Below are 25,203 nucleotides of genomic sequence, written 5' to 3'. Positions count from 1 at the left end.
ATGCTGAACAAACCCGCCACCGATACGCAAGTGACGCATTTTCAGCGGCTCTGGCTCTACGCGGTTTGCATCCTCGTGATCGTGTTCCTTATCGCACCGACGCTGCTTGTGGTCCCAATGAGCTTCTCGGATTCTCGCTATCTCGAGTTTCCACCGGAATCGTGGTCGCTGCGCTGGTATCATGCCTATTTCGACTCGCCGGAGTGGCTTCAGGCGACGTCGGTGTCGTTTCAGGTAGCGTTCCTCACGATGATCCTCGCAACGGTGACCGGCACGATGGCCTCTTACGGCCTTCACGTGACCAAGGCGCGGCTGGGCCGCTACATGACGATCCTGCTGACGCTGCCAATGATCATTCCGCTGATCCTGCTGGCTGTCGGCATCTTCCTCAGCTTCGCGCCTGTCGGGCTCAACTCCACGATCACCGGACTCGTGCTCGCGCATACCATCCTTGCCATTCCGCTGGTGATGATCACCGTGACGGCAGGGATGCAGAATTTTGACTTCAATCAGGAGATGGTCGCCCGCTCGATGGGGGCATCACGGCCTTGGGCCTTCCTGACGGTGACCTTGCCGCAAATCCGCAATTCGGTGCTGTCGGGCGCGTTGCTGGCCTTCATCATATCGCTTGACGAGGTGGTGATCGCGCTGCTGATCGCGGGCGGGGACAAGGCGACTCTGACCCGGCGGATGTTCCTCGCCCTGCGCGACGAGATCGATCCGACCATCGCGGCTATATCGACGCTTCTGATCACCTTTTCAGTGCTGATGCTGACCCTGTCGCAATTCCTGCAGTCACGGAAATAGGCCAGAGCCATGCCCGATGAGCGCCTCTTTACCTCCGATTTCAAAGCGCAACCCTATTGGTGGGACGCCGCACGCCCCGGTATCGGCGCGCCGGACGAAATCGCGCAGAAGAGCGATGTGTGCATCATTGGCGGCGGCTATGCCGGTCTGTCCTGTGCGCTGGAACTGGCACGATCCGGCACCGATTGCGCGGTGCTGGATAGCAAGCGGATCGGGCAGGGCGCCAGCTCTCGCAATGGGGGGCTGGTGTCGGGCGGCCTCAAGCACGCGCAGGCCGGGCTGGTCAAGGAGGTGGGCCAGGAGCGCGCCATGCGCCTGATGCAGGAGGCGGCGGGAACGCTGCCCTTCCTCGACGATTTAATCATGCGCGAGGGGATCGACTGTGACTTTGCACGGGTGGGCCGGTTTTCATGCGCCTGGACGCGCGGGCATTACGATGCGCTGGCCCGCAGTGCTGAACTGACCGAGGAATTGACGGGCGCATCGGTCCGCATGGTCCCGCCCGAGCGCCAGCGCGAGGAGATCGGCACCGATTTCTATCGCGGGGGGCAGGTGGCCGAAGGCGCGGCGACGATCCACCCGGGAAAATATGTGCGTGGGCTGGCCGATGCCGCAGAACGCGCCGGTGCGCGCCTTCACGGCCAGACCCATGTGACCGGCATGACGCGCGGCCCGGATGGCTGGCGGATCAAGACCGATCGAGGCACCATCCGCGCCGACAAGGTGATGCTGGCCACCAATGGCTACACGGGCCGCGAGGTGCCGTGGTTTCGCCGCAGGGTCGTGCCGGTCGCCAGCTTCCTGATCGCGACCGAAGAGATCCCTCTCGAACTCGCGCGGGAGCTGGTGCCGAACGCGCGCGGCCTTGCGGATACGCGCCGCGTGCTCAGCTATTTCCGCCTCTCGCCCGATCACAAGCGGGTTCTCTGGGGCGGGCGCGTCGGCACCACGGCAATGGACCCGCGCGAAAGCGCGCGCCGCCTGCACAACGTGATGACGCGCGTCTGGCCGCAGCTGGGCGATGTGCGCATCAGTCATAGCTGGAACGGCAATGTGGCCTTCACCTTCGATTTCCTGCCTCACCTCGGCGAGCATGAGGGGGTGCATTACGCGCTAGGCTGCCAGGGCAGCGGCGTCGCGATGCAAACATGGCTGGGGTACCAGACCGCGCGCATGATGCTGCGTGGAAACAGCGAAAGTGCCTTTGCCGAAGGGCACTTCCCGACCTTCCCCGGATATGGCGGCAACCCGTGGGTGCTGCCCCTGATATTGATGTGGTACCGCCTGCGCGACCAGATAGAAAGGAGCCGGTCATGATGTCCGGACATGAAGAGGGCCGTCAGAAAATTCTTGACTGGCTGGATGAGGAGCGCGGTGTAATCATCGAGCTTCTCAAGACTTTCTTGCGCGCCCGGTCACCCAACCCGCCCGGAGACACGCTGGACGCGGCGCAGGTTGTGCGGGACCATCTCGATGCCGAGGGGCTTAGTTACCGGATCATCGACCCACATCCCCAGATGCCCAATATCGTCGCAGCCTTCGAGGGAGGACAGTCGGGGCGACATCTCGTTCTTAACGGGCACATGGATGTCTTTCCGGTACCCGAGGATCACCGCGGCTGGACCCATGACCCTTGGACCGGGACTGAAAAAGACGGCAAGATCTATGGCCGAGGTGCTTGCGACATGAAGCCCGGTACGACCGCTTCGATCATCACCTACTGCCTGCTCAGCCGCCTGCAAGATCAGCTCCGTGGCAAGCTGACCCTGACCTGCGTCTCGGACGAGGAAACCTTCGGGCCCTGGGGCGCGCGCTACCTCATGGAGCATCACCCCGAGGTGCATGGCGATTGCCTGCTCAATGGCGAGCCGGGTGGCCCGGAATCGGTGCGCTTTGGCGAGCGCGGCCCGCTCTGGATCGAATTTACCGCGCGCGCCGCCGGGGCGCATGGCGCCTATGTCCACATCACCGAAAGCGCGACCAAGATCGCGATGGCCGTCGCGCGCGACCTCGAAGAGCTGACCGAGCTTGAGGGTGATCCGCCCCATAACGTCGCCAGTGCCGTAGATGCCGGGCGCGGCGCTATGGACCGGATGATGGGCGACGGGGCGGGTGATCTCGTCTCGCGCGTGACGCTTAATATCGGCACGATTCAGGGCGGGGAAAAGACCAACATGATCCCGTCCGAGTGCCGTTTCACCGCGGATCTGCGCCTGCCCGTCGGCATGTCGAAATCCGATCTGCTGCCGCATGTCGAAGCCATCGCGGCGCGCCATCCGGGCGTCGAATGGGAGGTGATCGGCGGGGACGAGCCATCTTGGTGCGATCCCTGTCACGAGATGGTCGAGATCATTCAGAAGAACGTCGAGGCATTCGGAAGGCCGCGCCCGACACCCATCGTCAGCCTTGGCGGAACCGACGCGCGGCTTTGGCGGCATAACGGCGTGCCGGCCTATGTCTATGGCCCCTATCCGCACGGGATGGGCTCGCATGACGAGCATGTGGAGATCGAGGAATTCCTGCATGTCGTGCGCACCCATGTGCTCTCGGCCTGGGATTATCTCGGCCCCGGATCCGACGATTGAGTGCGCTTCTGGCTCCGGATCCGCTCTGGGAAGCCACGGCGCGGCCCGCCCCGGATGCGCCCCCGCTCGAAGGCGAGACGCACGCGGATGTGGTCGTCATCGGAGGCGGGTTCTGCGGGATTTCCTGCGCGCTGCACCTGGCGGAGGCCGGCTGCGATACCGTGCTCCTTGAAGCCGAGGCTATCGGGTTCGGCGCGTCGGGGCGCAACGGGGGCCAGCTGATCCCCTGTTTCAAGGACAACCCCGAAGATCTCATCGTGCGGCACGGTCCCGAGCTGGGCAACGCCATCGCCGATCTGGGCGAAAGCGGCGGCGACTTGGTTGCAGGTATGATAGAACGTCACAATATCGACTGCGCCTTTCACCGCGACGGCTGGATTCTCGGGGTTCATGCGCAGGCCGCGCTTACCGCCGTGGAGGAGCGTGCGCGCCAATGGCAGGCGCGCGGGCGCGATGTGCGCATCCTCGGGCGTGAGGAGGTCGCGGCGCTGACGGGCTGCGACAAGTATGTTGCCGGCTATCTCGACCCCGCCGGGGGCGGCCTCAATCCGATGTCGCTGGCGCGCGGAATGGCAGAGGTGGCGCAGCGCCTGGGCGCGCGTCTGCACTCGCGCAGTCCGGCAGAGCGTATCGAGCGCGACGGGACCGGCTGGCGCGTCACCACCCCCCGAGGCTCCGTGCGCTGCGGCCGGATCGTGCTGGCGACCGGCGCCTATTCGGGCAATCTGATCCCCGCCCTGAGGCGGAGCATGCTGACGATGCAGTCGATGCAGATTGCGACCGGGGTGCTGCCCGAGGAGGTCCGGGCCTCGATCCTGCCCGGCGGCCATGTCGTCAGCGATACACGGCGCCTGCTCCTCTACTTTCGACTGAACGAGGAAGGGCGGCTGGTCTTTGGCGGGCGCGGGTCGACCGGGGGCGAGGGGATAAAGCCTGCACATCTGTCGCGGCTGGAAAGCACCATGCGCGACTATTTCCCGCAAATCGGGACTGTCCCCGTTCGGTATCACTGGGCGGGGCAGGTCGATCTGACGCCAGAGCGCGCGCTCCGCGTCCATCGGCCCGAGCCGGGCATCTGGGCCGTTATCGGCTTCAGCGGGCGCGGGGTGGCCATCGCGCCCGCCGTCGGCAAGGCGCTGGCCGAAGCGGTGATGCGGGACAGCGACGAGGCCCTGCCTCTTGCCGTCACGCGCATGCAGCCGCTGCCCTTCCACGCTGCGCGCCGCCCGGCTCTGGCCGCCGCCATCGGTTGGGCCTGGCTGCGCGACGGACTCGACCACGCCGGGCGCGGGCCTAGCGGCTGATCAGCTCCAGCGGCAAGCGGCTGAGGACCTCGGGCGCCTGTCCTGCGCCGCGCGTCAGGATTGTGTAGCCCGCACTCATTGCCAGATTGCGCGGCGCGTCTATCAGGATGGCATGCAGGAACAGGATCATGCCGGACTGGATCGGCATGTCATTGCCCGAATGGATCATCGGCGGCACGTCCATCCAAGAGGGCGAGTAGGTCGCGCCCAGCGAATAGCCGCAGGCCGACATGCGCGCCCCTCCATAGCCCGCCGCGTCGAAGGAGGCCCGGTGCGCATCGTCGATCTGCCCGATGGTATTGCCGCTGCGTGCGGCATCCGTCATCGCTGCCATCGCATCCTTCGTGGCGCTGAACATGTCCTCATGCGCCGCGCCCGCCTTGCCGATCGTCAGCGTGCGCATCAGGCAGGCGCAGTAATGCCGGTAGCTGCCCGCATGTTCGATGGTCAGTTGATCCTCGGCGTCGAGATGGCGGTATCCCGCCGCGCTGCGCACCAGCAGTGCCCGGTCGCCCGAACCCAGAACCGGGCCGGACGGGGGCATATCCCCGCCGCCCTCCAGGATCGGCGCGATCCCGGCGGCGGCGATGCGGCCCTCGAACACGCCGGGGCCTGCGGCCTCGATCATCGCCTCCAAGGATTGGTCGGCAAGCTCGGCGGCCTGCCGGACATACGCGATTTCGGCCTCCGATTTGATGAGCCGCAATTCACGCACCAAGTGTGACGCATCGACCAGCGTGCACCAATTCGTGAACCGCTGACGGAGCAACTCGTGCTTGTCTCCGGTCAAACCGAAGCTGCGCAGCTCAACGCCGACCCGAGCGCCTTCCAATCCCTTTTCGGTCAGGATCTCGTGCAACTCGGACGAGGGGTCCGCGCCGGGTGCGTCATACCAGAGCCGTATGTCCTCGATGATCGAAGTGCGCCGGGCCTGTTCCAGATCGGGTCTGCGGGTCAGCAGGGTCACCGGGGCGTCATCGGCGGTGACCACCATGCATTGAAAGAACACAAAGCCTTTGGTGTCGAACCCCGTCAGATAGAAAAGACTTTCCTGTGAGAAGACTAGCAGCGCATCGAGACCGTCGCGCTGCATGAGTTTGCGGGCGTTTGCCAGTCGTTGGTCGAATTCGGATCGATCGAAATGCAGCATTTTTCTGTGTCCTGTCCGGATGGCCTTTCCCGCCGGTATCCCCGTGCGGAGATCATCGTTCGCGGATCGGCATACACATCCGAGGCTGCGGGAAACTGGAGGTCAAAGCAAGCTTTGCAGGTGCAGGCTACAGGTAAAAATTCTCACCGCTTTTCGACCGATACTCCCACTTGGTCTCGCGACACGTGAGATGTGCATGCCGTCGAAGCCGGTCACCGTGTTCGGGAGCGGTAGTCTGTTTCTCACGGCAACGGATTCTGCAATTTCGATGAAGATTGCATGACAATTCTCTTGGATCTGGCCGCCGACCTGGCGTAGCCGGAACATGAGAAGCTGAAATTATGATTTTCAAACAGTCACCTATACCGACTGCAAAAGTTTATTTGTCTTTTCTCAGGCGATGATTAGAGGCGACAGAGCAAAAGACGAGTCAGTTGATTAACCGAAGACGTTGGGCCTATCGTGGCGGCACGATAGGTATCGTTGAACTGGAGGGATCGACATGAATATCCAACGCTTACTGCTGGCGTCGGCATCCGCGACCGTGATCGCCGGCCCGCTGGCGGCGCAGACGGAAATCGAATTCTGGCACGCGTTTACGGGCCGTCTGGGGGAGCTGGTGACCGCTCAGGTCGAGGACTTCAACAACTCGCAATCGGACTACACCGTCACCGCAACCCACAAAGGCAACTATTCCGAGACGCTGAACGCCGGGATCGCGGCCTTCCGCGCGGGCGAGCAGCCCGACATCCTGATGGTGTTCGAGGTGGGCACCGCCACAATGATGGCCGCAGAGGGTGCCATCAATCCAGTCTACAACGTCATGGAAGAGGCGGGGGCCGAATTTGATCCGGACGGCTTCATCGGATCGGTCAAGGGATATTATACGACCAGCGATGGCGAAATGCTGTCGATGCCCTTCAACTCATCGACGCCGGTGCTGTGGGTAAACCGCGATGCGCTGTCCGAGGCAGGGATCGACCCCGATACGGACCTCTCGACATGGGAGAAGGTGGGTACGGTTCTGGACCAGTTGAAGGAGGCGGGCAGCACCTGCCCGATGACCACCGCATGGCAAAGCTGGATCCATCTTGAGAACCTTTCAGCCTATCACGACGTGCCTTTCGCGACGCAGGCAAACGGGTTCGACGGCCTCGATACCGAGCTGGCCCTGAATGGCGAGACACAGATCGCGCATATCGAGGCGCTGGGCGAATGGGCAAAAGAGGGCAAGTTCATCTATGCCGGTCGCCGTAACGAAGGGGGCGCCAATTTCCGGGCGGGCGAATGCGCGCTCTTCACCGAAAGTTCGGCCGGCTATGCCGGCATCAAGGATGAGGCGACGTTCGAGTTCGATGTGCGTCCGCTTCCCTACTGGTCGTCATTGGTCGATGCACCGCAGAACACCATCATTGGTGGTGCCTCGCTCTGGGTGATGGCAGGGCAGGGCGCTGAGGAATACAAGGGCGTCGCGTCCTTCCTCAACTACCTCTCCTCGCCCGAGGTTCAGGCCAAGTGGCATCAGAACACCGGGTATCTGCCGATCACGACGGCCGCTGCCGAGCTGACGCGCGAGCAGGGGTTCTACGAGGAGAATCCCGGCACCGACGTGGCCGTGACCCAGATGACGACCAATGCGCCGACGGAAAACTCCAAGGGCCTGCGTCTGGGTAATTTCGACCAGATCCGCACCATCATCGACGAAGAGCTGGAGGCCGTCTGGGCCGGTGACAAGCCCGCGCAAGCCGCTCTGGACAGCGCCGCAAGCCGCGGCAACGAACTGCTCCGCCGCTTCGAGCAAGCGAACCGCTAAAGTCAGGCCGCGCCCCGCGATGTCGGGGCGCGGCGCGAGGGTTCATGGAAAAGCGCGTCACGTTCAAGGGCATCTTGTTGCCGCTTCTGCTGGTCCTGCCGCAGATCGCGGTGACGGCTGTCTTTTTCTTCTACCCGGCGGGGCAGGCGATCTGGCAGTCGCTGTTCATCCCGGACCCGTTCGGCCTGTCGATGCGATATGTCGGTCTGGGCAATTTCGAATACCTGCTTGGCAATCCCTATTACCGTGCATCCTTTGTCACGACGGCGGTCTTTTCGATCCTCGTGACGGTGGTGTCGATGGGCGTCGCGCTCTACCTCGCCGTTCTGGCGGATCGGCTGATCAAGGGCTCGGGCGTCTACCGGACCTTGCTGATCTGGCCCTATGCGGTCGCCCCCGCCGTCGCCGGCGTGCTGTGGCTTTTCATGTTCAACACGCGCGTGGGCGTGGTGACCTGGTATCTGGGCATGCTCGGCTATGACTGGAACCATGTGCTGAACGGAGATGAGGCGATGGGCCTTGTCGTCGTCGCCTCCTCCTGGGGGCGGATCAGCTATAACTTTCTGTTCTTTCTTGCCGGGCTTCAGGCGATCCCCAGATCGGTGATCGAAGCCGCGGCCATTGACGGCGCCCATTTCTGGACGCGCTTTCGCACCATTGTCTTTCCCTTGCTGTCGCCGACCACGTTTTTCCTGCTTGTGGTCAACATCGTCTACGCCTTTTTCGAGACCTTTGGGGTCATCCACACGATCACCTCGGGCGGGCCGCAGCAGGCCACGACCATTCTGGTCTACAAGGTCTATTCGGATGGCTTCGTGGGGCAGGATCTGGGCTCGTCCGCCGCGCAATCCGTGATCCTGCTGCTGATCGTCGGCCTGCTGACCATCGTGCAGTTCAAGTTCATCGAACGGCGGGTGCATTACTGATGGCTGAGCGCGACGGCATGGTAGAGCGGCGCGGACTGAGCCACTGGATGACCCATCTGGGCCTGATCATCGGCCTGCTCTTTGTCTTCTTTCCGATCTGGCTGGCCTTCGTCGCCTCGACTGTAACCCAGCCCGAGATCGTCAGGCCCCCCATGCCGCTGCTGCCTGGCGATCAGTTTTTCGAGAATTACCGCAAGGCGCTGGTGGCAGGCATCAATGCGCCCGTAGCCTTGATGATGCTGAATTCGCTGATCATGGCAATGGGCATCGCGGTGGGCAAGATCGCCATTTCGCTGATCTCGGCCTTCGCGATCGTCTATTTCCGCTTTCCGGGGCGCAGGCTCTTCTTCTGGCTGATTTTCCTCACCCTGATGCTGCCGGTCGAGGTGCGGATCGTCCCGACCTACGAGGTGGTTGCCGGCTTTGGCATGCTCAACAGCTATTCGGGCCTCATCTTCCCGCTTATAGCCTCGGCCACGGCAACCTTCCTCTTCCGCCAGTTCTTCATGACCGTTCCGGACGAATTGGCCGAGGCCGCGCGCGTCGATGGCGCCCGGCCCATGCGCTTTTTCTGGGATATCCTGCTGCCGATGAGCCGCACGAATATCGCGGCGCTCTTCGTGATCCTGTTCATCTATGGCTGGAACCAGTATCTGTGGCCGCTCTTGATCACTACGGATCCGTCCATGAACACCATCGTCATGGGGATCAAGCAGATGTTCCCGTCGGGGGACGATATCGCTGACTGGCCGGTCATCATGGCGACGTCCCTTCTGGCGATGATACCGCCGGTGATCGTCGTCATCAGCATGCAGCGGCTGTTCATTCGCGGCCTTGTCGATAGTGAGAAGTAAACCATGGCGACCGTCAGCCTTAAGGGCATAAAAAAATCCTTCGGCAAGACCGACGTGATCCACGGCATCGACATCGATATCGAGGATGGCGAGTTGATCGTGATCGTCGGCCCCTCGGGCTGCGGCAAATCCACACTTCTGCGCATGGTGGCGGGCCTTGAGACGATCACGTCGGGCGAGGTTCTGATCAATGGCACGCGCGTCAACGAGCGCGAGCCGATGGCCCGCGATATCGCCATGGTGTTCCAGAATTACGCGCTCTACCCGCATATGTCGGTCTTCGACAACATGGCCTACGGGCTGAAGATTGCCGGCCGCCCCAAGGCGGAAATCGCCGAGAGGGTGGAGGCCGCCGCGACCCTTCTTCAGCTTGAGCCCTATCTAAAGCGGCGTCCGCGCGAGCTTTCGGGTGGTCAGCGCCAACGGGTTGCGATGGGCCGCGCCATCGTGCGCAAACCGGCGGTCTTTCTCTTTGACGAGCCGCTGTCCAATCTCGACGCCAAGCTGCGTGTCCAGATGCGGCTGGAGATCAAGCAGCTGCAACGGCGCCTCGGCGTCACCTCACTCTATGTCACGCATGATCAGGTCGAGGCGATGACCCTTGCCGACCGGATGATCGTGATGAATGGCGGCGTCGCCGAACAGATCGGCGCGCCGCTTGACGTTTATGCCAACCCGGCGACCCAGTTCGTGGCGGGCTTCATCGGCTCGCCGCCGACCAATTTCATGAAGGCCGAGCTGGCGAATGTGCCCTCGGCATCGGCGGTCACGCTGGGCGTGCGCCCCGAACATCTGAGCATCGCCACCGGCGCGCCCAAGGTCAAAGGCACGGTCTTATACTCCGAAGCACTGGGGGCCGAGACGCTGGTGCATGTCCGCTTGGCGGATGACACCCTTGTCACCGTCCGCCAGAGCGCTGCGGAACCGCTGGCAGCCGAGGGTGAAGCCGTAGCGCTGACGTGGGACGACGCTGACGAGATGTGGTTCGACGTATCGGGAAAACGTGTCTGAGCGCCGCGCGGCCTCTTGGCCGAGACTGATCCTGATCGGCGGGCTCGCGCCTGCCTAGATCGCGATCACGATCTGCGACACTAGCTCGGCCGTATTATGCACGCCGAACTTTTTCATCAGCCGGGCGCGGTGCGTCTCGACCGTCCGATGTGAGATTTTCAGCCGCTCGCCAATCTGTTTCGACGTCAGACCCTGACCGATCAGCGGCGCGATTTCGCGTTCTCGCGGCGTCAGGTTGACGGATTGGTAGGCCTTCTCCTCGACCCGGTCAAAGCTCCAGATCATCAGGGCGAACGGGTCTTCGGGGGACAGGGTGATGCCCCGGGCCCGCGCCCAGAAGACCTCTCCGTCGCGGGTCTGCATGAAGCGCTTGTCCTCGTAGTAATCGCTCTCGCCGCTCCGCAGGGCGGCCTCGCCGATCTCTCCGATACGCTTGAAATCGGCGGTCGATGGATACAGCCGTTGAACCGATCGCCCGACCAGCTCGGCGCGCTTGAACCCGAAGAGGCGCTCGATGGCCTTGTTGCTTTCGATCACGCGGCGGTGGCGCAGCACCATCTGTGCGACGGGCGATTCGACAAAGCCCAATAGCCCGGCCTTTTCGGGGGTGGATGTATTGATCACGGTGGCCTCCACTACGCGACGTCCTACGTAGTCTTACGGATATTTCTACGTAGTTCTACGACTGTTTCGCCTGTCATCCACATGTCATGCTTGCCTAAGAATAGGGGGGAGCCATGACTGATACAATTTCCATCGTTGGCGCTGGTCACACGAAATTCGGGCGTCTGGACAAGAACCTCGAGGAGATGATCGTCGAGGTCACGCGCGAGGCCGTCGAGGATGCAGGCATCGACCCCAGCCAGATCGACGCGGTTTTTCTGGGCCATTTCAACTCCGGCCTTGTCAGTGACGGCTTTGCCTCTTCTCTGATTCATCAGGCTTATCCTGAACTGCGCTTCAAGCCCGCCATGAGGGCCGAGAACGCCTGTGCGTCAGGCTCTGCCGCAATCCATGCCGGCATGAACGCGATCCAGGCCGGCAAGGCGAAAACCGTCCTTGTCGTCGGCGCCGAAAAGATGACCCACCGCGCGACCGAGGACGTGACCCTCGCGCTGGCCGGGGCGGGATATCAGAACAACGAAGACGAGAAAAAGCTGAGCTTTCCGCAGGTCTTCGGCGTCGCGGCCAAGGAATACACCGGGCGCTATGGCAGCCCGCTGGACGCGATGGCGCATATCTCGGTCAAGAACCACGCGAACGCGATGCGCAACCCGCTGGCCCATATGCAGAAGGAATTCACATTCGAGCAGGCAAGCCAGGTCACCAACAAGAACCCCGAGATTGCGCCGCCGCTGCGCCTGACGGATTGCTCGCTGGTCACAGATGGGGCCGCCGCTATCGTTATGACGACCGAAGACAATGCTGCGAATTTCGACCGCGCCGTGCGTTTCCGCGCGGCGGCGCATGTCAGCGATCTCATCCCTATGTCGAGCCGGGATTTCCTGGAATTCGAAGGCCCCACGCGTGCATTCGGCATGGCATTCGATGAGGCCGGCGTCACACTTGATGATATCGACTTTGCCGAGGTGCACGATTGCTTCACCATCGCTGAATTGCTGACCTATGAAGCAATGGGCCTGGCGCCCAAGGGCCAAGGCGCCAAGGCGCTGGAAGAGGGCCATGTCTACCGGGGCGGCAAGCTGCCGGTGAACCTCTCGGGCGGCCTCAAGGCCAAGGGCCATCCTGTCGGCGCAACCGGCGTTTCGATGCACGCGCTGTCATACCGCCAGCTGACGGGGCAGGCGGGCGAGATGCAGACGCCCGATGCCCGGTTGGGGATGGTGTTCAACATGGGCGGCTCGGCCGTGGCCAACTACGTCTCGATCCTCGAAACGCAAAAAGCCTGACGCCGATGAACCTCGCGACCTGGCTTCATCAGACCGGTCTCCTGCGCTCCAGCGCACCGGCCATCCGCTTTGGCGAGACGGTCTGCGCCGATTACGGCCAGTTCGCCTTTCGCAGCTGGGCTGTCGGCCAGCACCTGAAGGACCAGTACGGCATCCGGAACGGGGATCGTGTCGCACTCTTTGCCAAGAACTGTGCCGAGTATCTCGAAATGCTCTACGGGGTTCTCTGGATCGGCGCGATCATCGTGCCAATCAACAACAAGCTGCATCCGCGTGAGGCGGCCTGGATCATCGAGGATTCCGAAGCCAAACTTGCGATCACCGAGACGGGTGAGATCTATACCAGCCCGCTGGATCTGAATGTCGAGTGCCTCGAAGTCGGGATCCGTGCGCCCGAATTCCAAAATTCGGCGCAGGCTGCGGCAGCCTCTGACTACGCGGCGCCGGTCGAGATGGCGGATGATGATGTCGCGTGGCTCTTCTACACCTCCGGCACCACCGGCCGGCCCAAGGGCGTGATGGCGACGCATAAAAACCTGCGCATGATGGCGACCAGCTATGCGCTGGATGTTGATACGGTCTCGTCTTTGGATCATTCGCTTTATGCCGCCCCGATGTCGCATGGGGCGGGGCTCTACAATTTTCAGTTCGTGCGGGCAGGCGCCTGCCACGTCATCCCCGAATCCAAGGGCTTTGACGCCGCCGAAATTCAGCAGCTAGCCGAAAAGCTGGGCAACCTCGTGTTCTTTGCCGCCCCGACGATGATCATGCGGCTGGTGAAACATGCGGAACAGACCGGCTATCGCGGGAACGGGATCCGGACCATCGTCTATGGCGGCGGCCCGATGTATGCAGCCGATATCAACAAGGCGCTCACGACCTTCGGGCCGAAATTTGCCCATATCTATGGCCAGGGCGAAAGCCCGATGACGATCACCGCGATGACGCGCGATCTGGTGGCCGATACGCAGCATCCCAATGCCGAGCAGCGCCGGGCCTCGACCGGCATCGCGCAATCCTGCGTCGAGGTGCGCATCGTTGATGAAGCCATGAACGAGAAACCCGTCGGCGAGGTCGGCGAGGTGATTGTGCGCGGCGATACCGTGATGAAGGGTTACTGGAAAAACGACAAGGCGACTGCCGAGACCATCGTCGATGGCTGGCTGCGGACCGGCGATCTGGGCGCCATGGATGCAGACGGTTTCCTGACCCTGACGGACCGGTCCAAGGATGTCATCATCTCGGGCGGGACCAATATCTATCCGCGCGAGGTCGAGGAAGCCATCCTGACCAATGAGAAGGTCTTCGAAGTCTCGGTGATCGGATGCCCGCATCCGGAATGGGGCGAGGAAGTCGTGGCCTTCGTCGTCTTCAATGAGGGGCAGGCGTGCGAGACCCAAGAACTTGACGACTGGTGCAAAACGCAAATCGCATCTTTCAAGAAGCCGAAGCGCTACGTTTTCGTCCCTGAATTGCCAAAGAACAGCTACGGCAAGGTTCTGAAAACCAGCCTTCGCGAACGCGTTGCGGTCTCTGAGGAGGGGCTGTGACGCGAGTACTCTAAAATTCACGCTTATCGGGAGGATATCATGAAGCGTAGACATTTCCTGCAAACGGGTGCAGCCGCCGCTGGCGGTGCATTCATCATGGGCGCGCCGTCGATTGCATCGGCGGCAACATCCCTGAAGTTCGACAGCTATGTGTCGGATTCGGCTGGCCCGTCCTGGGTTGATCGCTGGTATCTGGACGAGCTGGAGAAGCGCACCAATGGCGAGGTCGAGATCCGCCGCTACTGGTCCGGCTCGCTCAACAAGGTCGGCGAGCATCTGGCCGCCGCGCGCGACGGCACGTCCGAAATCACGCTGATCGCGCCCGGTTACTATCAGGCGGAGCTGCCCGTAACGCGCGGTCTGGAGTGGTATTTCCGCATGAACCGCGCCGATGCGCTGCAGCGCGTCTGCCGCGAGGTCTATGACAATTTCGAGCCTCTGCGCGCCGAGTGGGAGCAGCGCCACCGCTCCAAGGTGCTCTACTGGACCAACTGGAACTACGCGCCGCTTGTGCTGCGCGAGCCGATCAACAGCCTCGAGGATCTCAAGGGCAAGCGGATCCGGGGTTACGGCGTTGCGACAGACGTGATTGAGGCGCTGGGCGGCACCGCGATTCCCATGGCGGCGGGCGAAGTATACCAATCGCTCGAGCGTGGCATCCTCGACGGTGTCTACGGCTTCGACTTCGTGACCGCCGTGGCCTACAAGCTGCACGAAATCGCGCCGCATTTCTACGATATCGGCGATGGCCCGCACGCGCCTTCGGCGGTCATCATGAACAAGCAGGTTCATGACAATCTGCCCGAAGATGTTCGCAAGGTCTCGGACGAGCTGATTTCCGAAATCTATGGCGGCCAGTTCTCGTCGATCTACGAGGACGTGCTGACGCGCTATGTGGATACGGCCACCGCCGAAGGCGTCCAGTTTGCCACCATCTCGGACGAGGAGAAGCAGCGCGCCAAGGATCTTGTCCAGCCTGCGCAGGTGAACAAGTGGAAAGAAGAGGTCGCCCCGCAAGCGGGCATCGACGGCGACGCCATGCAGGCAATGATCGACGATGCGATTGCCAAGTTCGATCCTGAAGGCACCCTGCCGCGTCCCTACGAGATCAGCCAGCGGTCCTGATCCGCACCAAAGGCCCATCGCGACCGCTCTGACAGGAGGCTTTCATGAGCATGATTCAGACAGTTCTCAGACTTGTCTCCAATCTTTTCGGGGTGGTCGCGATGCTGTTCCTGGCGTTTTTGATGTTCGGCATCACCGCCGATGTCATCATGCGTGCGCTTACCGGAGATCCCCTTTCGGGGGTCTTCGAGATGTCCGAGCTGAGCCTTGTGATGGTCGTCTTTCTGGGCGCCATGTGGGCGCAGAGGGACCGCGCGCATATCCGGGTCAACATTCTGTCCCAACGCCTAACCGGCTGGGCGCACCGGATCATCATGGCGTTCGGGTGGGGTTGCGGTGCCCTGGCCTTGTTGATGCTGGCATGGCCGGCGACGCAAGAGGCGATCTATTCGGTGTCCATCTGGGAATTCCGCTGGGGCTATACCCAGTTTCCGATCTGGTGGACCAAGGTCGGGCTTGCGCTGGGCCTGTGGTTCGCCGCGATCCAGATGGCCTGCCATGCCGCATTTGCCCTTGCCCGGGACGAAAGCGACGATATCCACCCCGCCGCCGAGGCGTGATCTGCCAGCGCCCCTTCTGAAAGGTTTCCAATGGATCCGTCTTTCGCACCTTATATCGCGGTGACACTGATTTTCTTCCTGATGGCGGCGGGCGTGCCGGTCTTTGCCGCCCTTGCGCTGTCGGGCGCAGCCGGCATCATCATGGTTGAGGATTTCGCATTCCTGCTGACGCGGCTCAAGTCGCTGCCCTATTCGGTCACGGCAGTCTACACGCTGGTGATCATACCGCTTTTCATTTTGATGGGATCCTTTGCGCACCATGCCGAGGTCGGGAAAAAGCTGTTCAACGTGGCCAGCAAGTGGACAGGGCATCTTCCCGGTGGGCTAGCGATGTCCTCGATCCTGACCAGCGCGGGGTTCGCGGCCACATCCGGCTCGTCCGTTGCGACGGCCGCGACGGTCGGCAGTGTCGCGCTGCCCGAGATGAAGAAGGCCGGCTACGATCCCGCGCTCTCTGCCGGGGCGGTGGCGGCGGGCGGTGTTCTGGGCGTACTCATTCCGCCCAGCGTCCTGCTGATCTTCTACGCGGCCCTGACCGAGACATCGGCGGGCAAGATGCTGATCGCCGGTTTCGTGCCGGGCCTGCTGACCACGATCATCTTCATGATCGGGATCTATTTCATCGCCAAACGCGGCGCCTCGAAGGGGGCCGTGACGCCGCGCGCGGGCTGGGGCGAGGCGGTCATTGGGACCGCGCAGGCATGGCAGGTGCTGGTGCTTTTCATCGTCGTCATGGGCGGAATATACCTTGGTCTGATGACGCCCACCGAGGCCGGCGCCCTGGGCGCGTTCGCCGCGTTTCTCATGCTGCTCGCCCATCGCGGCGCGTGGAAGGCGGGCTTGCTTGGCAAGATCACCGAGAGCTTCCGCTCGACCATCGACACGACTGTGATGATCCTTTTTACCATCATCGGCGCGGGCGTCTTCTCCTACTTTCTGACGCTGGTGCAGGTGCCCAACCAGTTGGCGCAGGCGGTGGTGGATTCCGGCCTGCCGCCCTATCTGGTCATCGGCTGCCTGCTTCTGGTTTTCGTGCCCTTGGGCATGTTTCTGGATGCGTTCTCGATGATGGTGATCGCGATCCCCATCATGTTTCCCACCGTCCGGTCGCTGGGCTTTGATCCGATCTGGTTCGGCATCCTGACGGTCAAGATGTGCGAGATTGGCCTGATCACGCCGCCCGTCGGGCTGAACTGCTATGTCATTGCTGGCATCGACCGCGAAACGCCGCTTCCCACCGTGTTTCGTGGCGCGCTGTGGTTCGTGGCGATGGAGTTCGTGACGATTGTCATCCTTTTCAGCTTTCCCGGCATCATCACCTGGCTTCCCAACCTTATGGATGCCAACTGACCCCGGCAAACCGCCGTGCTGGCGGAGATGAACGATACCGGCGGCGCGAAAGCACGCCACGCATAGAAGGAGGAGCGCCATGCTCACATTTGACGATGGAACAGCATTCGTGACGGGCGGCGGATCCGGCATCGGACGGGCTACCGCTGTGATGCTGGGCGAGGCAGGCGTTCCCGTCGTGGTCGCCGATATAAACGAGGATGGCGTTTCCGAAACCGTCTCACGCATCAAGTCTGCCGGGGGAGAGGCGCTGGGCGTTACTCTGGACGTGAGCGATCAGGCATCGGTTAACGCTGCCTGTGACAAGGCAGAGGCCTGGAAGGGGGCGGTCACCGTCCTGGTCAACAGCGCCGGCATCTTGCGGGTTGAGCCCTTTGAAACGATGTCCGCCGAGGATTTTGAACGCGTGATGTCAGTCAATGTCACCGGCAGTTTTCACTGTGCGCAGCGGGTCGTGAAAGGAATGAAGAAGAAGGGCTTTGGCCGCATCATAAACCTGTCCTCGGTCTCGGGCTATCGCGCGGGCGTGGGCCGGACGGCCTACGGCACGTCCAAGGCCGCCGTCGCACATTTGACGCGGCAACTGGCGCTGGAGCTGGGGCGCCACGGCATCACCGCGAACGCCGTCGCGCCCGGCACCACCATGACCAACATGACAGCCGAAGCCTATACCGATGAGAACAAGGCGAATTTTCTCAAGATGATCCCCTCGGGATTCATCGCAGAGCCGGAGGACATCGCGCCCTCCATCGTGTTCCTCGCCTCCCGGCAAGCGCGCTATGTCAACGGGCACACAATGCCGGTGGATGGTGGCTATCTGGCCTCCGGCATGATGCAGACGGCGGGGCTGGAGCTGTAGGGCACGGGCGCTGGCCCCATTGGAGACGGTCGGCGCGTCGCTATTCTGCAGGCTCGCAGAAAACCGTGGCTTCGCCGCGCGTGACCAGATCCCGCAAGTCCTCTTTCGAGGTCTGCAGCCACCCGTCATCAGAGCAGATCACGCCTTGCCTCAACGGCTGATCCACGTCGACGCACAGCATCTTCGATGAAATCACATCGGGGCAGGGCGCGTCGCGGTCAATCTGGACCAAGTACCGTTCGCCCTTGGGGACCAGGTAGAGCTCGACCCGACGGTTTACGAAACGCGCGTTGCGGGCGTCGCGCGTGGTGCTGTTCACCTGGTTATCCACCCGGGGGCAGGCATTGCCCCGCCCGTCATAGACGATGACGAACTGCTCTTCGCCGGTGGTTTCGCAGAACGCGTCGCCGTCAAGATCTTCCTTGGCCACAACGGTCGCAACAACACCCTCGGTCTCCATCGTCGTGGCCATCATCTCGGCGACGATCCGCGCGCGCTGATGGGCGCGATCATCGTACTCATCCGCCGAGATACCTCGCCAGGATGAGGAGTGGCCCATCACGAAGGCGCATTCATAGGCACCCGGATTGCCCAGTTGCAGCGCCAGCCCCAATCCTATCCTGCTGATCTGCAAACGCTGTTCCTCGGTCGTTTCGGCGACATGAGCGGGAAAGCCCGGCAATATTTGCTGTATGGCGTAATCCTCGCAGTCCCGTGGATTGCAGTCGGCAATATCGCATTGCGCATTTGCCAAGGTGGCCAGACAGGTGGCCAGCGCGGCGAGAGCTATCGGTCTGATCATCGGACATATCCTTCTTCAATCCTCGGGTTGCGCGGGGAGGCGGATGCCCTCGAAAATCATCAAGGGTTGAACCTCGGCTGCTCCGGGCACCGCCGTCAGGCCGAGGTCGCTGTCTTGCTCGTCAGGGTCAGGATCATTGTGAAATTCGATGGCGACGCCTTCGGCCGCCTCGGGGACGAAAACGCAGGACCGCCCCACCGCCTGATGCCCGGGCGGGCAGGCGCAATCGAGCATCGCGAACGTTCGGCAGACCTGCGGGGTCAGTTGCGTATCCTGGGCAGTCTGACTGCAAAGTCGGCCGTCCCCATAAAGCGTGAGCGGATAACGAGCCGCCTGATACCGGCGCATCCGCTCGAACCCCTTTTCGGCGCAGATCGCGTTCGCGCGGGGCGTTCCGCAATCCTCGCCTGCGCTTGCGCAGGTGGACAGATAGACATCCCGCAGGCTTGCGCCGCCCGAATCCGAGCCGCCGGGCACCATCGCCTCGCGCGTCAAGTCCTTGGCGAAATAGCGCACCACGTTGTCCTCGGGTGGGGCGATGGGCAGGCCGCATTGTGCATTGCGGCCGTCGATAAAGATCGGCGAGAGGCCGATCCCGCACCGTCGGCAGCCCAGAAAGCCGCGGCCGCTGACCAATGGCCATGCCGTGACATCGGCAGCGCCGGTTTCGGTGCAGCGGCGATTCAGTTGCAGCATCTTTTCGACCAGCGCCCGCGCATTCGCCCGCGTGGCCGGGGGATGGGTCCTGAGCCGCACCAGAAGGTTTTCGCAATAGGGGCCGAAGCGCGTGAGACAGCCGCCTTCGCGAACGAACCTCGTCACCATCCGCGCATGATCCTTGTGCAGTAACGCCTCTTGTCCGTCATTGCGCCCAACGATTTCCAGAAGCGCCAACTCGTGCAGTGACAGCCCGTTCAGAATGCGGCGGACATCGTTCTCTCGATCCTCGGCAATGTCGAGATCAGGCAGGGTGCCAAAGCCGTCGATCACGTCCTGATAGCGCACGGTGTAGACGGCGTGCAGATCTGACGTCAGGCGATCGTCCTGCGCGGTGAAGCAGGAAAAGAACTCACCCGCCGACTCCAGCGTCTGACTGGGCGCGCCGCATCCTATCGGGTTGCCGGTAAAGATCGTGTCGGTCAGCACTTCGGTGCGTGCAAAGGCCTCGCGCAGGTGCTGGTCCTCCTCGACGCCGGCAGATGCCGAGACATTCAGAACCCCGGTGGCGACCTTGACCGATGCTTCGACGGCCAGCGACTTTTCCATCTCGCTCATGCCCTCCTGAAATGTGTAGGTTCCGATGACCTGCGCATAGCTGGCTTTCTGGCGCCCCACGATCAGCTCGTCCCCGCATTCGGAAAAGAAGGCCGCCATGTTCCGCGCCAGCACGGCTTCGTCATGCAGGCGGCGGCCCCGTTCCGTCAGTCGGATCCGCGGGGCCGAGAGAAAGCGGATCGGCTCGACCCGTTCGAAATACCCGTAGATTGCACCGTTCTCAAACCGCCGGGACGAGGTTTCGATCTGGCTGTAGCGCGTGTCGACGCTGGCGCCGACGCCCATGTATTTGACCGCGACGCGCGCGCCCACAGCCAGCTTCTGCTGGCTGAAGATCTCATCCACGCTGGAGATGTAGCGAAACTCGGAATTTGCGGGGTTTGAGGGACTATCGACGAAATCGTTCCGGGCCCGCGCACAGCGTGGCCGCGTCCGCAAGGTGGCCGAGTCGAAGCCCGCCAGATAGGCGGGCGCGTTTACCTGACCGAGATTGTAGCGCCTGACGTCGTCTGCCGCGAAGGCCTGCGCGCTGGCGGAAGTCGCGGCGCATATCATGATCACAGCGGCGAGCAGGGTGAGAATGCGGTGCTTGGTCCTGCGCCGGTCTGGCGGTATTGGAGCCGTGATCTGCCAGAGAGCTCGCCACAGCGCCGCCGATAAGCGGCTTCGAGACATGGGTCTTTGCGTAGCCGATAGACACTGCATCACCGGACATCCTGATTTTCAAATAATCATCAACGCTGTGAACACGCCGGGATGGTCCGGACAATCGCACACGCGCTGCCAGAAAATTCTGTGCAAAAAATATAAGATGGTGAAAGTTAGAGTATCACCTTCGCGACTGTCTGTCTTCTTAACGCTCGTTGTTGCCGCGCGAGTAGCGAGACTTCGCCTAACCGGACCGCGCGGCTACCACCCTCAGTCTCGCATGGCGCGGGCCAGACGCCGGATCCGCAGCGCGCGGTTCAACTCGCCCCCGAAAATCAGCAGAAGTGCAGAAAGGTACATGAAATAAAGGGCGGCAATGATCCCCGCCATGCCGGCGTAATAGCTGGCATAGGTGCCGAAACTGCGGACGTAGAAGGCAAACACCGTCGCCAGCAGCGTCCAGGCGAGGGCGGTGAACATCACGCCCGGCCAAATATTGGCGAACTTGGTCCGGCGCGCGGGCAGCAGGACATGTGCGGAGAAGAGCGCGACCACGAAAATGGTCGCCGACGCGGGAAAGCGGATCAGCCGGACCGTCACCGAGGCAGGGTCGAACCCCGGTATCAGGTCATGCAGCCATGACCCCGCCCGCGGCGCAAGCACCAGGAGGTAGCCGACCAGCACCAGCGCGAGGCTGGCCAGAACGATCATTGCGATCTGGACGCTGTAGATCAGCACGGCGGACCGGGTTTCGCGCAGCCCGTAGGCCCGGTTCAGCCCGACTCGCACACCGTCGACACCGCCCACCGCGAACCAGATCGTCAGCAGGATACCTACGCTCAGCACGCCGCCGCGCGGCACCGTCATCACGTTTTCGACCTCGGCGACGATGGGCTCGATCAGGGCAGGGGGCACGATGGCGATCAGGAAATCGACCAGGTCGTTGGCCATCGAGCGATCTCCGACGAAAGCCGTCATGGCGCTGGTGAAGATCAGGAAGGGAAAGATTGCCAAGAGGGCGCGAAAGGCGACGTTGCCCGCCAGGCCGAAGGCGTCATCGCTCCAGAGTCTCAGGATCGCCTCTTGCATGACGCCGCGCATCACCCGCCATCCGGTGCCGTAGAACAGGTCTTGCGGATTTTCGGTAAGCACGCCGTGGGTCATCACGATATCGCGGCCCTGATCTTGGTTCGGCTTGGCGTTCATCTTCTGACCTCGCGTGACGTCTCTCGTGCTGCGGTCAGCACGGGATGACCAGAGGATATCGCTGCCGCGCGGCAGGCACCACAGCGAAGTCCGCACGCGGCGCTCGCCGGTCGAACGCCGCGGGGCGCATGCGCGTGGAGTGGCCTCTGAACACAAGATTTACAGAATGCCTGGTCGCATGATGGGTGGGCGCTCATGGAAGGTTCTCCCTGTTTCGAGAGCGATGGAGGTATCCGGCCGGTCGAATGTGGATGATTGCGAATGATCGGTTCAAGAGGCGCACGCGGCGAGCGGAGCCGCCTCTACCTCATACCGCCCAACCAAAGCTGAAAGAGCAGGCCCGCCACCACTTAGCCGCTGAGCGCGAGCGCGACATGGAGCGCAAGGACCGCCCGGTTGGCCAGGGCCCACACCGCGATAGCGGCGGGCAAAGAGGTGACGTCCCCGCCACGAGAATGGCAAGGCCGGCCCCCGGCGCCATGCCCTGATCGACATGCCCCGAGACCAGTGGAAGCGCCGCATACCCGTTGAGATAGCTCGGCGCGCCGACCAGTGTGGCGATGAAGATCGACAATGCGCCGTCGCCGCCCACGGCGCCCGCCACCCATTCGGCTGGCACCAAGGCGATCCGGTTATGGCACTGGGGCTGGCGGTCATCCTGATGGTGATCTTTGCCGTCAACTCCTCTCTGTATTCCTATCTGATCCTCGCCTTCACCCGGTCCGAGAGGGTCACGAAGAATGTCGGTTTCTACTACATGGCCAATGCGGGCGGGCGGCTGATCGGCACGCTTCTTTCGAGTCTGACCTGTCAGACGGGTGAACTGCCGTTGGTTCTGGGCGCGGCGGCGGGGGTGGTTGCGCTGCCCGCTGCCGCCGCGCGCCGCCTGACGGACCAGCCGTAAGAGGCGGCGGCATGATGCGCGGGTCTTGCCTGCGGCGGGATAGATGAGGCACGATTGACCCCGCGGGGCGCACCGCCCCGGTGGAGGCTGCGATGACGATTGACCTGACGGCGTTCCGGCGCGACCTGCATATGCATCCCGAGGCTGGCTTTGACCTGGTGCGCAGCCCGGATGCGATTGCCCGTCAACTGGAGGCCGCGGGTCTGGAGGTGACGCGCGGTGTCGGCCTCACGGGGCTGGTTGCGACGCTGCATCGCGGGCCCGATGCCGAGGCGATCGGCCTGCGCGCGGATATGGACGCGCTGCCTATCGAGGAGGCGAATGAATTTGCGCATCGCTCGACCGTGCCGGGACGCTTTCACGGCTGCGGGCATGACGGTCACAGCACCATGCTGATGGGCGCCGCGCTGGCGCTGGCCCATGACCCCGACCTGACGCGCAGCGTGCATTTCGTGTTCCAGCCCAACGAGGAGAATGGCGAGGGCGCTGCGGCGATGATTGCCGACGGGCTCTTTGACCGGTTTCCGATGCGCGCGATTTTCGGCCTGCACAACATGCCGGGCATGGCGCTGGGGCAATTCGCGACGCAGGCGGGGCCGTTCTGCGCTTTCGAGGATAATTTTGAGATCACGATCACCGGGCGTGGGGGCCATGCATCGATGCCCGACAAGGCGATCGACCCCATCGTTGTGGCCAGTGCGGTGGTGCTTCAGCTTCAGACCATCGTCGCGCGCAGCCTGCTGCCCGCGCAGCATGCGGTGGTTTCTGTGACCGAGTTCGTCACCGACGGCGCGCGCAACGTGCTGGCCAGCCGAGTGGTCCTGCGCGGCGATTGCCGGGGCTTCTCGTCCGAGGTGTCGGATACGATTGAGGCCCGGATGCGCGCCATCGTGGGTGGGGTCTGCGCCGCACATGGCGCGAGCGGAGAGGTCAGCTATGCCACCTCCTTTCAGCCGCTGGTCAATGACGCGGGCGCGGCCCGGACGCTTGCCGAAGCGGCACGGCAGGTGGGCGCGGTCGATACGGGCTATGGCCGCGTCGGCTTCTCCGAGGATTTCGCCGCCTTCCTCGCGCATCGACCCGGTGCGTTCATCCTGATGGGCAACGGCACGGAAGGGCATGGCGCGGCTCCGCTTCACAACCCGTCTTATGACTTCAACGATGCCGCGATCCCGGTGGGCGTGGCCCTTTGGTGCAACCTGGCCAAGGGCGCGATCCAGGTGGACCGGGGCTGAGGGACAGGGCCGTAGTATTGTCAGGGTCGCAAATCTGGTGCACATCATCTTGCGATGCCTTGCCCGCGCAGCGGATTACCGGATGGCGGCCCCGGCCGATGTCCGGCAAGGCTGGCCAAGCGACGAAAGGTTCCGTGTCATGTCTCTTCCATTTGATCGAAGAATTGTCGCCTCGCGTTGCATGAAGGTGCGCGCGTGAGGCGGCGTGGATTCATCGCCGGGGCGCTTGCGCTGGGGGCCTGCACCGGGTCGCCGCCCGAAATCCGTAAGGTCAAAGAGCCTTTGCTGCCGCATCTGCGGATATCCGGAGACGCGCCCTTCGAGACGTGGCGCTCGCATCTGGACCTGGGCCGGATGCGGAGCAGGCCCAATGTTCTGGCCCTTTCCGGCGGAGGCGAGGATGGCGCATTCGGCGCCGGTGTGCTGGTCGGGTGGTCCGAGACGGGCACGCGGCCGCAATTTGACGTGGTGACTGGCGTGTCCACCGGCGCGCTGATGGCGCCCTTCGCCTTTCTGGGGCCACAATACGATTCCGAACTGCGGCGCATCTATACCACCTATGGTCAGGATGATCTTATCGCGTATCGCGGCCTTGGCGGCATTCTAAGCGGTGGCTTGGTGTCGTCCGCGCCGATGGCGGGTCTGATCGAGCGGCACCTGCCGGATAACGTACTGCGGCAGATCGCGGCAGAATGGCGCGCCGGGCGCCGGATGTTCGTCGTGACCTCCAACATTGATACCGGGCGGGCGATGATCTGGGACATGGGCGCGATTGCCGATGAGGGGCAGTATGGTCTCTTCCGCGCCGTTATCCTGGCATCGGCGTCGATTCCGGGCCTCTTTCCACCCGTGACGCTGCACATGGCGGGCGGTATCGAGTCGCATGTCGATGGTGCGGTTCACATGCAGTTCCTGGCCGTACCCGAAGCGGCCTTCGGCAATCTGGGCGACTCGCCGGGCCGGGGCGGTGCGTTGTGGATCTTGGTCAACAACATGCTCAGGCCGCCGCCCGCGGCGGTCAGCCGGACACCGATTGCAATCATGATGAATACGTTCAACACCGCCGTGCGTGCGAGTGCGGCCCAATCGGTTGGTATCGCCGAGCGCTATGCCGAGCGCACCGGCATGCGCTTTGCGGTCGCGACGATCGGGCCCGACTTCGACGTTGCGTGGGACCCGACCGAGCGATTTTCGCTTAAGTATATGCGCCCGCTCTTCGAGTATGGCCGCAAGCGGGCGCTGAGGGGCGCGGCCTGGCGCTCCTGAGGGCTGTCGGGCTTCCGGCGCACCATGCGCATGCTCGATTGCCGCGTTTGCGCTTGATCGGAC

21 protein-coding genes and 2 pseudogenes are annotated in these 25,203 nt (G+C 62.8%); 17 read left to right on the top strand and 6 right to left on the bottom strand.

The features are described 5' to 3' along the window. From ACEWPM_RS03970 to ACEWPM_RS03955, 4 genes are read left to right on the top strand one after another with little or no spacing between them, the layout of a single operon-like run. A complete protein-coding gene (locus ACEWPM_RS03970) occupies positions 1-807 on the top strand; it encodes an ABC transporter permease (RefSeq protein ID WP_393961912.1) in 807 nt (268 codons plus the stop codon). A gap of 9 nt (positions 808-816) precedes the next feature. Beyond that, entirely contained in the window at positions 817-2,124 is a 1,308-nt protein-coding gene (locus tag ACEWPM_RS03965) for an NAD(P)/FAD-dependent oxidoreductase (RefSeq protein WP_393961911.1), read from the top strand. Further along, positions 2,121-3,392: a M20/M25/M40 family metallo-hydrolase gene (locus tag ACEWPM_RS03960; RefSeq protein ID WP_393961910.1), complete on the top strand. Its 1,272-nt coding sequence runs from the start codon at positions 2,121-2,123 to the stop codon at positions 3,390-3,392. The genes ACEWPM_RS03965 and ACEWPM_RS03960 overlap by 4 nt, the downstream gene beginning before the upstream one ends. Further along, positions 3,389-4,696, top strand: a complete 1,308-nt coding sequence (locus ACEWPM_RS03955; protein ID WP_393961908.1) for an NAD(P)/FAD-dependent oxidoreductase — start codon at positions 3,389-3,391, stop codon at positions 4,694-4,696. The genes ACEWPM_RS03960 and ACEWPM_RS03955 overlap by 4 nt, the downstream gene beginning before the upstream one ends. Here the strand turns inward: ACEWPM_RS03955 and ACEWPM_RS03950 are convergent. After that, on the bottom strand, positions 4,686-5,846 hold the full coding sequence (locus ACEWPM_RS03950) for a M24 family metallopeptidase (RefSeq protein WP_393961907.1): 1,161 nt from the start codon (positions 5,844-5,846) through the stop codon (positions 4,686-4,688). The genes ACEWPM_RS03955 and ACEWPM_RS03950 overlap by 11 nt on opposite strands. Before the next feature lie 502 nt (positions 5,847-6,348). Between ACEWPM_RS03950 and ugpB the strand changes: the two genes are divergently transcribed. Genes ugpB through ugpC form a run of 4 tightly spaced genes read left to right on the top strand, consistent with a single transcriptional unit; the run spans position 6,349 to position 10,450 of the window. Continuing rightward, complete coding sequence (gene ugpB, locus ACEWPM_RS03945; protein ID WP_393961906.1) at positions 6,349-7,659, top strand: sn-glycerol-3-phosphate ABC transporter substrate-binding protein UgpB; 1,311 nt, start codon at positions 6,349-6,351, stop codon at positions 7,657-7,659. Between the two features lie 44 nt (positions 7,660-7,703). Then, entirely contained in the window at positions 7,704-8,585 is an 882-nt protein-coding gene (gene ugpA / locus ACEWPM_RS03940; protein WP_393961904.1) for a sn-glycerol-3-phosphate ABC transporter permease UgpA, read from the top strand. A gap of 17 nt (positions 8,586-8,602) precedes the next feature. Then, positions 8,603-9,439, top strand: a complete 837-nt coding sequence (gene ugpE / locus ACEWPM_RS03935) for a sn-glycerol-3-phosphate ABC transporter permease UgpE (protein ID WP_393961991.1) — start codon at positions 8,603-8,605, stop codon at positions 9,437-9,439. 3 nt (positions 9,440-9,442) lie between these two features. Further along, positions 9,443-10,450 (top strand): sn-glycerol-3-phosphate ABC transporter ATP-binding protein UgpC, encoded by a 1,008-nt coding sequence (ugpC, locus tag ACEWPM_RS03930; RefSeq protein WP_393961903.1) that lies wholly within the window; start codon positions 9,443-9,445, stop codon positions 10,448-10,450. A 54-nt stretch (positions 10,451-10,504) separates the two neighbouring features. Here the strand turns inward: ugpC and ACEWPM_RS03925 are convergent, their stop codons facing one another. Beyond that, positions 10,505-11,074, bottom strand: coding sequence for a LuxR C-terminal-related transcriptional regulator (locus tag ACEWPM_RS03925; RefSeq protein ID WP_393961902.1), 570 nt, complete (start codon positions 11,072-11,074; stop codon positions 10,505-10,507). 113 nt (positions 11,075-11,187) lie between these two features. Here ACEWPM_RS03925 and ACEWPM_RS03920 point away from each other — a divergent pair, with 113 nt between their 5' ends. The 6 genes from ACEWPM_RS03920 to ACEWPM_RS03895 all read left to right on the top strand — a co-directional run bounded on the left by ACEWPM_RS03920 (position 11,188) and on the right by ACEWPM_RS03895 (position 17,804). Then, complete coding sequence (locus ACEWPM_RS03920) at positions 11,188-12,360, top strand: acetyl-CoA acetyltransferase (RefSeq protein WP_393961901.1); 1,173 nt, start codon at positions 11,188-11,190, stop codon at positions 12,358-12,360. Between the two features lie 5 nt (positions 12,361-12,365). Beyond that, positions 12,366-13,910 carry a class I adenylate-forming enzyme family protein gene (locus ACEWPM_RS03915; RefSeq protein ID WP_393961900.1) on the top strand — a complete coding sequence of 515 codons (1,545 nt, stop codon included), beginning with the start codon at positions 12,366-12,368 and terminating at the stop codon, positions 13,908-13,910. A 39-nt stretch (positions 13,911-13,949) separates the two neighbouring features. After that, positions 13,950-15,035, top strand: a complete 1,086-nt coding sequence (locus ACEWPM_RS03910; protein ID WP_393961899.1) for a C4-dicarboxylate TRAP transporter substrate-binding protein — start codon at positions 13,950-13,952, stop codon at positions 15,033-15,035. A 44-nt stretch (positions 15,036-15,079) separates the two neighbouring features. Continuing rightward, positions 15,080-15,595, top strand: coding sequence for a TRAP transporter small permease (locus ACEWPM_RS03905; protein ID WP_393961898.1), 516 nt, complete (start codon positions 15,080-15,082; stop codon positions 15,593-15,595). A gap of 30 nt (positions 15,596-15,625) precedes the next feature. Beyond that, on the top strand, positions 15,626-16,945 hold the full coding sequence (locus tag ACEWPM_RS03900; protein ID WP_393961896.1) for a TRAP transporter large permease: 1,320 nt from the start codon (positions 15,626-15,628) through the stop codon (positions 16,943-16,945). 79 nt (positions 16,946-17,024) lie between these two features. After that, on the top strand, positions 17,025-17,804 hold the full coding sequence (locus ACEWPM_RS03895) for an SDR family NAD(P)-dependent oxidoreductase (RefSeq protein WP_393961895.1): 780 nt from the start codon (positions 17,025-17,027) through the stop codon (positions 17,802-17,804). Between the two features lie 40 nt (positions 17,805-17,844). Here the strand turns inward: ACEWPM_RS03895 and ACEWPM_RS03890 are convergent, their stop codons facing one another. The 4 genes and pseudogenes from ACEWPM_RS03890 to ACEWPM_RS03875 all read right to left on the bottom strand — a co-directional run. Next, the gene (locus ACEWPM_RS03890) at positions 17,845-18,606 is read right to left on the bottom strand and encodes a hypothetical protein (protein WP_393961894.1); all 762 of its coding nucleotides are present in this window, start codon (positions 18,604-18,606) and stop codon (positions 17,845-17,847) included. 15 nt (positions 18,607-18,621) lie between these two features. Further along, the gene (locus ACEWPM_RS03885) at positions 18,622-20,442 is read right to left on the bottom strand and encodes a hypothetical protein (RefSeq protein WP_393961893.1); all 1,821 of its coding nucleotides are present in this window, start codon (positions 20,440-20,442) and stop codon (positions 18,622-18,624) included. A 357-nt stretch (positions 20,443-20,799) separates the two neighbouring features. Beyond that, positions 20,800-21,735 carry a YihY/virulence factor BrkB family protein gene (locus ACEWPM_RS03880; RefSeq protein ID WP_420767996.1) on the bottom strand — a complete coding sequence of 312 codons (936 nt, stop codon included), beginning with the start codon at positions 21,733-21,735 and terminating at the stop codon, positions 20,800-20,802. Between the two features lie 350 nt (positions 21,736-22,085). Next, a pseudogene (locus tag ACEWPM_RS03875) lies at positions 22,086-22,363 on the bottom strand (permease); the annotation flags it as partial. Positions 22,364-22,399: 36 nt separating this feature from the next. Here ACEWPM_RS03875 and ACEWPM_RS03870 point away from each other — a divergent pair. The 3 genes and pseudogenes from ACEWPM_RS03870 to ACEWPM_RS03860 form a co-directional block, all read left to right on the top strand. Then, positions 22,400-22,639, top strand: a pseudogene (locus ACEWPM_RS03870) (organoarsenical effux MFS transporter ArsJ); the annotation flags it as partial. 92 nt (positions 22,640-22,731) lie between these two features. Further along, positions 22,732-23,874: an amidohydrolase gene (locus ACEWPM_RS03865; RefSeq protein ID WP_393961891.1), complete on the top strand. Its 1,143-nt coding sequence runs from the start codon at positions 22,732-22,734 to the stop codon at positions 23,872-23,874. Between the two features lie 195 nt (positions 23,875-24,069). Further along, positions 24,070-25,140, top strand: a complete 1,071-nt coding sequence (locus ACEWPM_RS03860) for a patatin-like phospholipase family protein (RefSeq protein ID WP_393961889.1) — start codon at positions 24,070-24,072, stop codon at positions 25,138-25,140. Positions 25,141-25,203 lie beyond the last annotated feature (63 nt).

Origin of the sequence: Roseovarius maritimus (assembly GCF_043355895.2) — a bacterium.
In the GTDB taxonomy this organism is placed as follows: Bacteria; Pseudomonadota; Alphaproteobacteria; order Rhodobacterales; family Rhodobacteraceae; genus Roseovarius; species Roseovarius maritimus.
This window is presented reverse-complemented; position numbering and strand designations above follow the sequence as displayed.